Source organism: Escherichia sp. MOD1-EC5189, assembly GCF_002966045.1.
In the GTDB taxonomy this organism is placed as follows: Bacteria; Pseudomonadota; Gammaproteobacteria; order Enterobacterales; family Enterobacteriaceae; genus Escherichia; species Escherichia coli_F.
Map to the genome: position 1 here is coordinate 184,459 of NZ_PTRX01000007.1, position 13,054 is coordinate 197,512.

A 13,054-nucleotide genomic window follows, 5' to 3' on the forward strand; every position below is an offset into this window, starting at 1 on the left:
GGCAGGGCTACCTGGAGATATTTTTATGGCAGGTCATAGTAAATGGGCCAACACCAGACATCGTAAAGCTGCGCAGGATGCTAAGCGCGGTAAAATCTTCACTAAAATCATTCGTGAACTGGTAACCGCCGCGAAGCTGGGCGGTGGAGATCCGGATGCTAACCCGCGTCTGCGAGCAGCCATTGACAAAGCACTGTCTAACAACATGACCCGTGACACCCTGAACCGCGCAATTGCACGTGGTGTGGGCGGTGATGATGATGCAAACATGGAAACCATCATCTACGAAGGTTACGGTCCTGGCGGCACGGCAATCATGATTGAATGTCTGTCTGATAACCGCAACCGTACGGTTGCTGAAGTGCGTCACGCATTCAGCAAATGTGGCGGTAACCTCGGTACTGATGGTTCCGTAGCCTATCTGTTCAGCAAAAAAGGCGTGATCTCCTTCGAGAAAGGCGATGAAGACACCATCATGGAAGCAGCTCTGGAAGCTGGTGCTGAAGATGTTGTGACCTATGATGATGGCGCGATTGACGTCTACACTGCATGGGAGGAAATGGGCAAAGTACGCGACGCTCTGGAAGCGGCAGGTCTGAAAGCAGACAGCGCGGAAGTTTCCATGATCCCTTCCACCAAAGCTGATATGGATGCAGAAACCGCACCGAAACTGATGCGTCTGATCGATATGCTGGAAGATTGCGACGACGTGCAGGAAGTCTACCATAACGGTGAAATCTCTGATGAGGTTGCAGCGACTCTCTGATGAGGCCTGCTAAACAGCAAAACGGAGACGCGTGATGGCTATTATTCTCGGCATTGACCCGGGTTCGCGCGTGACCGGCTATGGCGTCATCCGCCAGGTGGGCAGGCAGCTGTCCTACCTGGGTAGCGGATGTATACGCACCAAAGTGGATGATTTACCGTCTCGCCTTAAGCTCATCTATGCGGGCGTGACGGAAATCATCACCCAGTTCCAGCCTGATTATTTCGCCATTGAACAAGTCTTTATGGCTAAAAATGCCGACTCGGCCCTGAAGCTGGGGCAGGCGCGTGGCGTGGCGATTGTGGCGGCGGTGAATCAGGAATTACCGGTATTTGAATACGCGGCACGTCAGGTAAAACAAACGGTGGTAGGTATTGGTAGTGCCGAAAAAAGCCAGGTGCAGCATATGGTCCGCACTTTGCTGAAACTGCCCGCTAACCCGCAGGCGGACGCCGCCGATGCGCTGGCAATTGCCATCACCCACTGCCACGTTAGTCAGAATGCGATGCAAATGAGCGAATCGCGGCTGAACCTGGCGAGAGGGCGACTGCGTTAAGTTATACCGCCTCGGTCAGTTCAGGCTGAGGCGTTTCTACTCCCTCCGCATGAATCAACACCAAACCCGGATGATGCCACAAACTGGCTGGCGTGACGGTTTTACGCTCCCACGGAATCGAACCTAAAAACCAGAATTTCCAGAAAGTGAGTTTTGCATTCGGATTGCTATTTAACAGCTCTCCAAACGTCTCAATTTCACCCACCGGGATACATAGCGCCTCTTTATAAATATCAAAAACGAATTTTGAACAGAACTGGCGGGAAGATTCGTATTTAAAACCGGTGTGGTAGAACTTATGCAACCGGGCAGGGACCTTTTCGACAAGAGCAAGTTTCTGCTCTTCGGTTAAACCTCCTGCCAGGCGGCGAACACCGTAGCGTTGATCGGTCGACCGTTCAATAAATCGTGACAAAGTTGTGATTGTGGAGAGCGGAACTCGACTCTCCGCAACCAGGTAATCATCACCGTCATGTCCGATGATTATCCCCACATGGTTGCTCCAGCATTTCGAGGCTGCAGAGATTTGCCCAAACAGGCGAGCACCGATGCAGGTAAAAACAATATCACCGGTTTCATATTTAGCTGGGTAATTTATTTTCACTATATCAATCCATTATTTATATATAAAACAGCATCTATCTTTCGTGATGGTAAAGCATTAGCATTGTATTGTAATCATGACAAGGAATGTTTTATGCGGTTATTTGTTAATGTGATAATTATAGTTTCGATCAGTCAATGCGTGAATGTATTTGCTCAAGATAATGTCATTCGCTATCCCTGGCGATATGGACGTATTTCTTTAAATGAGAATAATGAGTTTGTGCCTCAAATTATTCATATGCGTGATGATATCTACGGCGTGGGTGAAGCTGGTGCAAGCCTTAACGATGCGAGAATGGCGCAAAGTGGTGTCACCGTGAGGCTTAGCGTTATACAGCAGGGGCAGGTGGTGAATGCTTTACTGGATTTCTACAATAGCAATAATCAACCTGCTTATATCTTTGAAGGTGGTTTGATGCCTTGCAATAAAGCCTTTGACATCACAACAAGCAACATTGTCCTTGATGGGATGTGTGGAATTTATGATGGGGTCGATGGCTGGCAAGTTATTCCTGCGGGTGATCATTATAAAGAATCATTTTCACTCACTCAGGCTTTTGAATTTCTGCCGGGAAAACATCATTATAAAATTAATGCCGGAAGTTTTATCATCAGAGTGGGGGATGATATTTTTGCAAGAGAGGACGCCGAAAGCATTCTTTTTAATTTGATTAACTGGCGATATGGCTATGTGCTAAAAAGTTATGAAAGGGTGTCGAAGGGGGATTTGATGGCAGGATATTATGCTCTGTATGAATACTCAGGCGCTGACATAATTGATGAGTATGATATTTACTCAAACCAGGTCTCGATTGATCTTAATGGTGACGAGTTAGCGCATACGGAGTCATATCAGTGGCGTATTGATAGTGGAATGATCCCGCAAAAATTCAGCGTTCAGGGACTCGCTGAATGATTAGTCCTCTACCTGCTTGCCAGATACAGAGGCGCGGATGAATTTATCAAGCGTATTCAATCAGCTTTTAATCTCATTTGCTCTTGCCGGGACGTTGATATTAAGCAGCTATCTCATGAAAGCTCACTACCCACGTTTCAGGAAGCCAATTGCGCTCTTTTACTTCTTTTTAGCGATTTATACCAGTTATGCTGCCGTTCAGGAGTATGAGTACCACCGCAATAGCTTGACTACGCTCGCAAAAGTTTCTTCGATTCGTTATACCAGTAATTTTAAGCGTAGCGCCTCGCACTCCTGCAATTTACTGCGGGGAGGAAGGATTGATTGCTCGGGGCTGTATGCCTATGACCTGACCTGGCAGATTGACGGTAAGACCTGGAATTTGCATGTTGAGGACAAGCGTATAAAACCAGGAATCACCATGTGCGTGAAGGTTGTAAAAGATCGCCCCGCCATCGGGAAACCCTGTGAAAACGTGTTTTTCAATATCAGCCCTTTGCCGATTCTGATAGCTATATGGGCAATAAGCGCATTTATATTTGCGGTCTTACTCCTTCACCAACTAAAAAAATGCCGCGAATGGAAGCACGCCAGCAAGGAACGTGGAAAAATTGGCCATTAGAAGTCAAAGAAAGAGTGCGATGTAAGGTGATTCATAGAAAATTTCAGATACCGTGAGCCAAAGGATTATCAGTTCTGAAATGATTTAATATCATCCCTCGCTGGATATCTATCCAGCATTTTTTTATCATACAGCATTATCTTTGATTCATTACGCAGGAGCGTCATGTGATAGGCAGACTCAGAGGCATCATCATTGAAAAACAACCCCCGCTGGTATTAATTGAAGTGGGCGGCGTAGGCTATGAAGTGCATATGCCGATGACCTGTTTTTATGAACTCCCTGAAGCGGGTCAGGAAGCGATCGTTTTCACCCACTTTGTGGTGCGTGAAGACGCGCAACTGCTGTACGGTTTTAACAATAAACAAGAGCGCACGTTGTTCAAAGAGTTGATCAAAACCAACGGCGTTGGGCCTAAACTGGCATTGGCAATCCTCTCCGGAATGTCAGCGCAGCAGTTCGTTAATGCCGTTGAGCGTGAAGAAGTCGGGGCTCTGGTGAAACTGCCGGGTATTGGCAAAAAAACCGCCGAACGCTTGATTGTCGAAATGAAAGACCGATTTAAAGGTTTACATGGCGATCTCTTTACGCCAGCTGCCGACCTGGTACTCACGTCACCTGCCAGCCCGGCGACCGACGATGCTGAACAGGAAGCGGTTGCCGCGCTGGTGGCGCTGGGCTATAAACCACAAGAAGCAAGCCGGATGGTGAGCAAAATCGCTCGCCCTGACGCCAGCAGTGAAACATTAATTCGCGAAGCCCTACGCGCCGCGTTATGAGGTAAAGGATGATTGAAGCAGACCGTCTGATTTCTGCCGGTACCACTTTGCCGGAAGATGTGGCAGATCGCGCCATTCGCCCCAAATTACTGGAAGAGTATGTTGGTCAGCCGCAGGTTCGTTCACAGATGGAGATTTTCATCAAAGCAGCGAAACTGCGCGGCGATGCCCTCGATCATCTGTTGATTTTTGGTCCTCCGGGTTTAGGTAAAACTACGCTTGCCAACATTGTCGCCAATGAAATGGGCGTGAATTTACGCACGACTTCCGGTCCAGTGCTGGAAAAGGCGGGCGATCTGGCAGCGATGCTCACTAACCTTGAACCGCATGACGTGCTGTTTATTGATGAGATCCACCGTCTTTCACCAGTGGTGGAAGAGGTGTTGTATCCGGCAATGGAAGACTACCAACTGGATATTATGATTGGTGAAGGTCCGGCGGCACGCTCCATTAAAATTGACTTGCCGCCGTTTACTCTGATTGGTGCAACCACGCGCGCAGGTTCGCTGACATCACCGCTGCGTGATCGTTTTGGTATTGTGCAACGTCTGGAGTTTTATCAGGTGCCGGATCTGCAATATATCGTCAGTCGTAGTGCCCGTTTTATGGGGCTTGAGATGAGTGACGATGGCGCGTTGGAAGTTGCTCGCCGGGCGCGTGGTACGCCACGTATTGCCAACCGTCTGCTGCGTCGTGTTCGCGATTTTGCCGAAGTGAAGCACGATGGCACCATCTCGGCGGATATCGCCGCCCAGGCACTGGATATGCTGAATGTTGATGCTGAAGGTTTCGATTATATGGACCGCAAATTGTTGCTGGCGGTAATCGATAAGTTCTTTGGTGGGCCGGTAGGTCTGGATAACCTGGCGGCAGCCATTGGCGAAGAACGTGAAACCATTGAGGATGTACTGGAACCTTATTTGATTCAGCAAGGCTTTTTGCAGCGTACACCGCGCGGGCGTATGGCGACAGTGCGGGCGTGGAACCACTTCGGCATCACGCCACCAGAAATGCCTTAAGTTGAATAAGGCATTCAAGCCGCTTCCGACATTGGCGATAAGCCTGATGCGACGCTGTTCGCGTCTTATCAGGCCTACCAAAAGTAGCGAACCGTAGGTCGGATAAGGCGCTCGCGCCGCATCCGACAAATGTGTTCAGCGACAGATTAGCTGGCCTGCTTTTTCATCATACTGATAATAAATAACAGTGCCGCACATAGCACTACCGACGGACCCGCCGGCGTATCGTAAAATGCGGAAAAGGTTAAACCGCCAGTTACTGCCACCATTCCCACCAAAACAGCGACACCGGCCATCTGTTCCGGCGTGCGGGCAAAGCGACGCGCTGTAGCTGCAGGAATAATCAGCAGCGAAGTAATAATCAACGCGCCGACAAATTTCATCGCTACACCAATCGTCAATGCTGTCACCAGCATCAACAACAATTTCACGCGCTGTAATTTCACACCATCAACAAACGCCAGATCCGGGCTAATCGTCATTGACAGCAAATTGCGCCATTGCCAGAACAGAATCGCCACTACGATGACCACGCCAATCGCAATAGAGATGAGATCTTCTGGCGTCACTGCCAGCAAATCACCGAACAGGTAAGCCATCAAATCAACACGAATGTTAGACATCAGACTAACGACCACCAGGCCCAGCGACAGGGCACTGTGCGCCATAATCCCTAATAACGTGTCGATCGCCAGCTGTGGGCGCTTCTCCAGCCATACCAGACCGCCCGCCAGCAGCAGCGTAACGGCAATTACCGCATAGAATGGATTCACGTCCAGCAATAAACCAAACGCGACGCCAAGTAATGAGGCATGAGCCAGTGTATCACCGAAATAAGACATACGACGCCAGACCACAAACGAACCCAGCGGACCCGCGGCACAGGCGAGCATGATCCCGGCTAACCAACCAGGAAATAATAATTCAATCATGAGCGATCATTTCCCCGACGCAAAACAATTCGTCCCTGTAAATCATGACGATGATTATGATGATGGCGATAGATACCCAGTTGTTCAGCACCACGAGGACCAAACATAGAAATAAACTCCGGATGCAGGGAAACAACTTCCGGTGTGCCGGAACAACAAATGTGGTGATTCAGGCAAAGCACTTCATCGGTTTTTGCCATTACCAGATGCAGATCGTGAGAGACCATTAAAACGCCACAATCCAGTTCGCGACGCAACTGGTCAATAAGGTCATATAACGCCACCTGACCATTCACATCCACGCCCTGAGTGGGTTCATCCAGCACTAATAATTGCGGTCGATTTAACAATGCTCGCGCTAACAATACACGCTGTGTTTCGCCACCCGAGAGCTTTTGCATCGGTGCGTTAATCAGATGCCCGGCCTGGACACGTTTCAGTGCAGGCAAAATATCTTCTTTATGTGTGCCAGGGCGTAAGCGTAAAAATCGATTTACGGTCAGTGGCAATGTGGTGTCGAGATACAGCTTCTGCGGTACGTAGCCGATGCGCAGTTTTCCGTTGCGCTTGATAACCCCTTCATCGGGTGTTACCAGTCCGAGCACTACCCGTACCAGTGTCGACTTACCTGCGCCATTTGGCCCAAGTAAAGTCAAAATTTTTCCAGGTTTAAGTTCCAGCGACACATCAGAGAGGACGCGGCGTTGGCCAAAAGAAACCGAGACATTTTCCAGGGAAACCAGACTTGTCATGTTAATTTTAGTCTTGCAGTAGTCATGAAATGTTATAATATCACACTTCTCATATTCATTACGATGATTGGTCGCATTATGTTACATAAAAAAACGCTTCTTTTCGCAGCATTATCCGCCGCTCTTTGGGGTGGTGCAACACAGGCCGCAGATGCTGCCGTTGTCGCTTCGCTTAAACCCATTGGGTTCATCGCATCTGCCATTGCTGATGGGGTAACAGAAACGGAGGTTTTACTTCCTGACGGCGCTTCAGAACATGATTATTCACTGCGTCCATCAGATGTAAAACGCTTACAGAACGCGGACTTAGTTGTTTGGGTTGGCCCGGAGATGGAAGCGTTCATGCAAAAACCGGTAAGTAAATTACCTGAAGCCAAACAGGTAACGATTGCGCAGCTAGAGAATGTGAAACCGCTGCTGATGAAAAGTATTCACGGCGATGATGATGATCACGACCACGCGGAAAAAAGTGACGAAGATCACCATCACGGCGATTTCAACATGCATCTTTGGCTTTCCCCAGAGATAGCGCGGGCTACAGCGGTTGCAATCCATGGAAAATTAGTGGAACTTATGCCGCAAAGTCGAGCCAAACTTGACGCCAACCTGAAGGATTTTGAGGCACAATTAGCCTCAACCGAAAAGCAGGTTGGTAACGAGCTCGCGCCGCTCAAGGGGAAAGGTTATTTCGTTTTTCACGATGCTTACGGCTATTTCGAAAAACAGTTCGGACTGACACCGCTTGGTCATTTTACCGTTAACCCTGAGATTCAACCTGGCGCGCAGCGTTTACATGAAATAAGAACACAGTTGGTTGAGCAAAAAGCAACCTGCGTTTTTGCTGAGCCACAGTTCAGGCCAGCGGTCGTTGAGAGCGTCGCACGAGGGACATCCGTTCGTATGGGAACGTTGGATCCCCTGGGGACGAATATCAAACTGGGTAAAACAAGCTATTCAGAATTCCTGAATCAATTAGCCAACCAGTATGCGAGCTGCCTGAAAGGAGATTAATGAGGAAGTGATTACGTGCAACAGATAGCCCGCTCTGTCGCCCTGGCGTTTAATAATTTACCGCGACCACACCGCGTTATGTTGGGGTCGCTCACCGTTCTTACTCTGGCCGTCGCTGTCTGGCGGCCCTATGTTTATCACCGCGATGCCACGCCAATTGTCAAAACCATTGAGCTGGAACAGAACGAAATTCGTTCGCTCTTACCTGAAGCCAGTGAGCCGATTGATCAAGCTGCACAAGAAGATGAAGCCATTCCCCAGGATGAACTGGATGACAAAATCGCCGGTGAAGCGGGCGTGCATGAATATGTTGTTTCCACTGGCGATACGCTAAGCAGCATTCTCAATCAGTATGGTATTGATATGGGTGATATCACCCAACTGGCTGCTGCCGACAAAGAATTGCGTAACCTGAAAATCGGTCAACAACTTTCCTGGACATTAACCGCGGACGGCGAATTGCAGCGCCTTACCTGGGAAGTATCTCGTCGGGAAACCCGAACCTATGACCGCACTGCCGCTAACGGTTTTAAAATGACCAGCGAAATGCAGCAAGGGGAATGGGTTAACAATCTGCTGAAAGGTACCGTCGGAGGAAGTTTTGTTGCCAGCGCCAGAAACGCCGGTTTAACCAGCGCCGAAGTGAGCGCTGTGATTAAAGCTATGCAGTGGCAAATGGACTTCCGCAAACTGAAAAAAGGCGATGAATTTGCGGTGTTAATGTCACGAGAAATGCTTGATGGCAAACGTGAGCAAAGTCAGCTGCTGGGCGTACGTTTGCGTTCTGAAGGTAAAGATTATTACGCAATCCGCGCTGAAGATGGCAAATTCTACGACCGTAACGGCACTGGTCTGGCGAAAGGATTCTTGCGATTCCCGACGGCGAAACAATTCCGTATCTCTTCTAACTTTAACCCGCGTCGTACTAACCCGGTGACTGGTCGCGTTGCACCGCACAGAGGTGTTGATTTCGCCATGCCACAGGGTACGCCAGTGCTTTCAGTGGGTGACGGTGAAGTGGTGGTTGCCAAACGCAGTGGCGCAGCAGGTTATTATGTGGCTATTCGTCATGGTCGTAGCTACACCACGCGTTATATGCACTTGCGTAAGATTCTGGTGAAACCAGGACAGAAAGTGAAACGTGGCGACCGTATCGCGCTTTCCGGTAATACTGGGCGTTCAACCGGGCCGCATTTGCACTATGAAGTCTGGATCAACCAGCAGGCCGTAAACCCGTTGACGGCAAAACTGCCGCGTACCGAAGGACTGACTGGATCCGATCGTCGCGAATTCCTGGCGCAGGCCAAAGAGATTGTGCCGCAGCTACGGTTTGATTAATTAACATCCATTCGCAGCCGGTACGCAGTCAGTACCGGCTTTTTTATTTGGTGCGGGGCAAGTTGCGCCGCTACACTATCACCAGATTGATTTTTGCCTTATCCGAAACTGGAAAAGCATGGAAACGAAAAAAAATAATAGCGAATACATTCCTGAGTTTGATAAATCCTTTCGCCATCCTCGCTACTGGGGAGCATGGCTGGGCGTAGCAGCGATGGCGGGTATCGCTTTAACACCGCCAAAGTTCCGCGATCCCATTCTGGCACGGCTGGGACGTTTTGCCGGACGACTGGGAAAAAGCTCACGCCGTCGTGCGTTAATCAATCTGTCGCTCTGCTTTCCAGAACGTAGTGAAGCTGAACGCGAAGCGATTGTTGATGAGATGTTTGCCACTGCGCCGCAAGCGATGGCAATGATGGCTGAGTTGGCAATACGCGGGCCGGAGAAAATTCAGCCGCGCGTTGACTGGCAAGGGCTGGAGATCATCGAAGAGATGCGGCGTAATAACGAGAAAGTGATTTTTCTGGTGCCGCACGGTTGGGCCGTCGATATCCCGGCCATGCTGATGGCCTCGCAAGGGCAGAAAATGGCAGCGATGTTCCATAATCAGGGCAACCCGGTTTTTGATTATGTCTGGAACACGGTGCGTCGTCGCTTTGGCGGTCGTCTGCATGCGAGAAATGATGGTATTAAACCATTCATCCAGTCGATACGTCAGGGCTACTGGGGATATTATTTACCCGATCAGGATCATGGTCCAGAGCACAGCGAATTTGTTGATTTCTTTGCCACCTATAAAGCGACGTTGCCCGCGATTGGTCGTTTGATGAAAGTGTGTCGTGCGCGCGTTGTACCGCTGTTTCCAATTTATGATGGCAAGACGCATCGTCTGACGATTCAGGTGCGCCCACCGATGGATGATCTGTTAGAGGCGGATGACCATACGATTGCGCGGCGGATGAATGAAGAAGTCGAGATTTTTGTTGGTCCGCGACCAGAACAATACACCTGGATATTAAAATTGCTGAAAACTCGCAAACCGGGCGAAATCCAACCGTATAAGCGCAAAGATCTTTATCCCATCAAATAAAAAAAGCCTCTCGCGAGGAGAGGCTTCCGCCGTGTGATAAGTTCAAGTTTGCTTCAGAAGATTCGAAATCTGTTGAACTATCATTGAACTGTAGGCCGGATGAGGCGTTTTCGCCGCATCCGGCAACGTACTTACTCTACCGTTAAAATACGCGTGGTATTAGTAGAACCCACGGTACTCATCACGTCGCCCTGGGTGACAATCACCAGGTCACCAGACATCAAGTAACCTTTATCGCGCAGCAGATTAACCGCTTCGCTGGCAGCTGCGACGCCGTCATTGGCGCTATCAAAGTGCACCGGCGTAACGCCACGATAGAGAGCAGTCAGATTCAGCGTACGTTCATGGCGCGACATAGCGAAAATCGGCAGACCGGAGCTGATACGGGAGGTCATCAGAGCGGTACGACCCGATTCGGTCATAGTGATGATCGCCGTAACGCCTTTCAGGTGGTTAGCCGCGTACATTGCTGACATGGCGATAGCTTCTTCCACATTGTCGAACTGAACGTCCAGACGGTGTTTAGAAACGTTGATGCTCGGGATTTTTTCCGCACCCAGGCAAACACGCGCCATGGCTGCAACGGTTTCTGAAGGATACTGACCAGCAGCAGTTTCTGCAGACAGCATCACAGCGTCAGTACCATCCAGAACGGCGTTTGCTACGTCCATGACTTCTGCACGCGTCGGCATCGGGTTAGTAATCATTGACTCCATCATCTGGGTCGCAGTGATTACCGCGCGGTTTAGTTGACGTGCACGACGGATCAACGCTTTCTGAATGCCGACCAGTTCCGGATCGCCAATTTCCACACCGAGGTCGCCGCGAGCAACCATTACCACGTCAGAGGCGAGGATGATGTCATCCATTGCATCCTGGCTGCAAACGGCTTCCGCACGTTCAACCTTGGCAACAATTTTCGCATCACAACCTGCGTCGCGAGCCAGGCGGCGTGCATAGTTCAGATCTTCGCCGCAGCGCGGGAAGGAAACAGCCAGGTAATCTACGCCAATCAACGCCGCAGTCTTAATGTCTGCTTTGTCTTTTTCGGTCAGCGCTTCAGCCGACAAACCACCGCCGAGTTTGTTGATACCTTTATTGTTGGAGAGCGGACCGCCGACGGTCACTTCGGTGAATACTTTCATGCCTTGAACTTCCAGTACTTTTAACTGGACGCGACCATCGTCCAGCAGCAGGATGTCACCCGGCACGACGTCAGCAGGCAGGCCTTTGTAGTCGATACCGACTTTTTCTTTATCGCCTTCACCTTTACCCAGGTTGGCGTCGAGCAGGAATTTATCCCCAATATTGAGGAAAACTTTGCCTTCTTTAAAGGTGGATACACGGATTTTGGGCCCCTGGAGGTCACCCAGAATAGCCACATGACGCCCCAGTTTTGCGGCAATCTCACGAACTTTATCCGCGCGCATTTTGTGATCTTCAGGAGAGCCGTGAGAAAAGTTCATCCGTACAACGTTTGCACCCGCAGCGATAACTTTCTCAAGGTTATTATCGCGATCTGTTGCTGGGCCTAACGTGGTAACGATTTTTGTTCTGCGAAGCCTTCTGGACATGTAATACTCCGTTGACTGAAACAACCAGGTGTTGCTTGAACATGAAATCCGAATGAAATAACGCCGTTATGGCGATAAAGTAATCTCATTCGGATGTCGTATAAGATTAGAACAGTGACAGTCGTTTTTAGCGATCGTCACTTAAATTAAGTAACTGCTTATCAAAACGCGATTCCTTCAGCGCTTCCTTGACCCGCTTCAAGTTATCTCTGAATTTTGCACCGCGTCGCAAAGTAAAACCTGTTGCCAGCACATCTATCACGGTCAGCTGTGCAAGTCGAGAAACCATGGGCATATAAATGTCAGTATCTTCCGGTACATCGAGGGTAATTGCTAGCGTTGCTTCTCGGGCAAGCGGGGTACCCGCAGAGGTGAGGGCAATCACCATGGCGTCGTTTTCCCGTGCCAACTGCGCCAACTCGACCAGATTTTTTGTTCTTCCAGTGTGAGAAATCAGCACCACCACGTCTCCGTCGCTACAATTCATACAACTCATGCGTTGCAGCACGATATCATCGGAGTACACCACCGGAACATTAAAACGAAAGAACTTATTCATCGCATCGTGGGCAACGGCGGCAGAAGAGCCTAATCCAAAAAACGCGATTTTTTTGGCCTGAGTGAGCAAGTCGACGGCGCGGTTAACGGCAGATTTATCCAGTGAATGACGGACATGATCGAGCGTCGCCATTGCCGACTCAAATATTTTTCCCGTGTATGATTCAACGCTGTCATCTTCATTGACGTTGCGATTAACATAGGGGGTGCCATTCGCCAGACTTTGTGCCAGATGCAGTTTAAAATCAGGAAAACCGCGCGTGTCCATACTGCGACAGAAACGATTCACCGTCGGTTCACTAACATTGGCCTCCAGCGCCAGAGCAGCAATACTCGAATGGATCGCGTTATCGGGCGAAGCCAGAATGACCTCGGCAACTTTGCGCTCTGATTTGCTCAAATGTTCCAGCTGAGACTGGATTTTTTCCAGCATATTCATGATGTAAAGAGACTCACGGGTAATGACGATTTCCGCACTGAAAGAAATCGAAATGCAGTTTTGACAGATATTACGCCTGTGCGCTGTGTTAATGAC

At 49.5% G+C, this 13,054-nt stretch carries 14 protein-coding genes; 9 read left to right on the forward strand and 5 right to left on the reverse strand.

Features of this window, described 5'->3' with window-relative positions:
• Nucleotides 1-25: 25 nt before the first annotated feature.
• Nucleotides 26-766 carry a YebC/PmpR family DNA-binding transcriptional regulator gene (locus ATB02_RS08655; RefSeq protein WP_000907234.1) on the forward strand — a complete coding sequence of 247 codons (741 nt, stop codon included), beginning with the start codon at nucleotides 26-28 and terminating at the stop codon, nucleotides 764-766.
• A gap of 34 nt (nucleotides 767-800) precedes the next feature.
• Nucleotides 801-1,322, forward strand: coding sequence for a crossover junction endodeoxyribonuclease RuvC (gene ruvC / locus ATB02_RS08660; protein ID WP_001295503.1), 522 nt, complete (start codon nucleotides 801-803; stop codon nucleotides 1,320-1,322).
• A gap of 1 nt (nucleotide 1,323) precedes the next feature.
• On the opposite strand, the gene ATB02_RS08665 is transcribed toward ruvC, so the two are convergent.
• Nucleotides 1,324-1,887 carry a YebB family permuted papain-like enzyme gene (locus ATB02_RS08665; protein WP_241957635.1) on the reverse strand — a complete coding sequence of 188 codons (564 nt, stop codon included), beginning with the start codon at nucleotides 1,885-1,887 and terminating at the stop codon, nucleotides 1,324-1,326.
• On the opposite strand from ATB02_RS08665, the gene ATB02_RS26640 reads away from it, so the two are divergent.
• The 4 genes from ATB02_RS26640 (at nucleotide 1,795) to ruvB (ending at nucleotide 5,264) form a co-directional block, all read left to right on the forward strand.
• A complete protein-coding gene (locus ATB02_RS26640) occupies nucleotides 1,795-2,844 on the forward strand; it encodes a hypothetical protein (protein ID WP_241957636.1) in 1,050 nt (349 codons plus the stop codon). The two genes, ATB02_RS08665 and ATB02_RS26640, sit on opposite strands and share 93 nt — an antisense overlap.
• 37 nt (nucleotides 2,845-2,881) lie before the next feature.
• On the forward strand, nucleotides 2,882-3,466 hold the full coding sequence (locus tag ATB02_RS08680) for a hypothetical protein (protein WP_001054410.1): 585 nt from the start codon (nucleotides 2,882-2,884) through the stop codon (nucleotides 3,464-3,466).
• 167 nt (nucleotides 3,467-3,633) lie between these two features.
• A complete protein-coding gene (gene ruvA, locus ATB02_RS08685; RefSeq protein WP_000580323.1) occupies nucleotides 3,634-4,245 on the forward strand; it encodes a Holliday junction branch migration protein RuvA in 612 nt (203 codons plus the stop codon).
• An 8-nt stretch (nucleotides 4,246-4,253) separates the two neighbouring features.
• Entirely contained in the window at nucleotides 4,254-5,264 is a 1,011-nt protein-coding gene (gene ruvB, locus ATB02_RS08690) for a Holliday junction branch migration DNA helicase RuvB (protein ID WP_000568522.1), read from the forward strand.
• Nucleotides 5,265-5,410: 146 nt separating this feature from the next.
• On the opposite strand, the gene znuB is transcribed toward ruvB, so the two are convergent.
• Both znuB and znuC read right to left on the reverse strand, forming a co-directional pair.
• Nucleotides 5,411-6,196, reverse strand: a complete 786-nt coding sequence (gene znuB, locus ATB02_RS08695; RefSeq protein WP_000571478.1) for a zinc ABC transporter permease subunit ZnuB — start codon at nucleotides 6,194-6,196, stop codon at nucleotides 5,411-5,413.
• Nucleotides 6,193-6,948, reverse strand: a complete 756-nt coding sequence (znuC, locus tag ATB02_RS08700) for a zinc ABC transporter ATP-binding protein ZnuC (protein ID WP_000202996.1) — start codon at nucleotides 6,946-6,948, stop codon at nucleotides 6,193-6,195. The genes znuB and znuC overlap by 4 nt, the downstream gene beginning before the upstream one ends.
• Before the next feature lie 78 nt (nucleotides 6,949-7,026).
• On the opposite strand from znuC, the gene znuA reads away from it, so the two are divergent.
• From znuA to lpxM, 3 genes are all read left to right on the forward strand, one after another.
• Nucleotides 7,027-7,959 carry a zinc ABC transporter substrate-binding protein ZnuA gene (gene znuA / locus ATB02_RS08705; protein WP_024212292.1) on the forward strand — a complete coding sequence of 311 codons (933 nt, stop codon included), beginning with the start codon at nucleotides 7,027-7,029 and terminating at the stop codon, nucleotides 7,957-7,959.
• A gap of 15 nt (nucleotides 7,960-7,974) precedes the next feature.
• Nucleotides 7,975-9,297 (forward strand): murein DD-endopeptidase MepM, encoded by a 1,323-nt coding sequence (gene mepM / locus ATB02_RS08710; protein ID WP_001184045.1) that lies wholly within the window; start codon nucleotides 7,975-7,977, stop codon nucleotides 9,295-9,297.
• 118 nt (nucleotides 9,298-9,415) lie between these two features.
• Nucleotides 9,416-10,387, forward strand: a complete 972-nt coding sequence (lpxM, locus tag ATB02_RS08715; protein WP_010364183.1) for a lauroyl-Kdo(2)-lipid IV(A) myristoyltransferase — start codon at nucleotides 9,416-9,418, stop codon at nucleotides 10,385-10,387.
• A 131-nt stretch (nucleotides 10,388-10,518) separates the two neighbouring features.
• On the opposite strand, the gene pyk is transcribed toward lpxM, so the two are convergent.
• Together pyk and hexR are read right to left on the reverse strand one after the other, a co-directional pair.
• Complete coding sequence (pyk, locus tag ATB02_RS08720) at nucleotides 10,519-11,961, reverse strand: pyruvate kinase (RefSeq protein WP_000091148.1); 1,443 nt, start codon at nucleotides 11,959-11,961, stop codon at nucleotides 10,519-10,521.
• 127 nt (nucleotides 11,962-12,088) lie between these two features.
• On the reverse strand, nucleotides 12,089-12,958 hold the full coding sequence (gene hexR / locus ATB02_RS08725) for a DNA-binding transcriptional regulator HexR (protein ID WP_001056701.1): 870 nt from the start codon (nucleotides 12,956-12,958) through the stop codon (nucleotides 12,089-12,091).
• Nucleotides 12,959-13,054 lie beyond the last annotated feature (96 nt).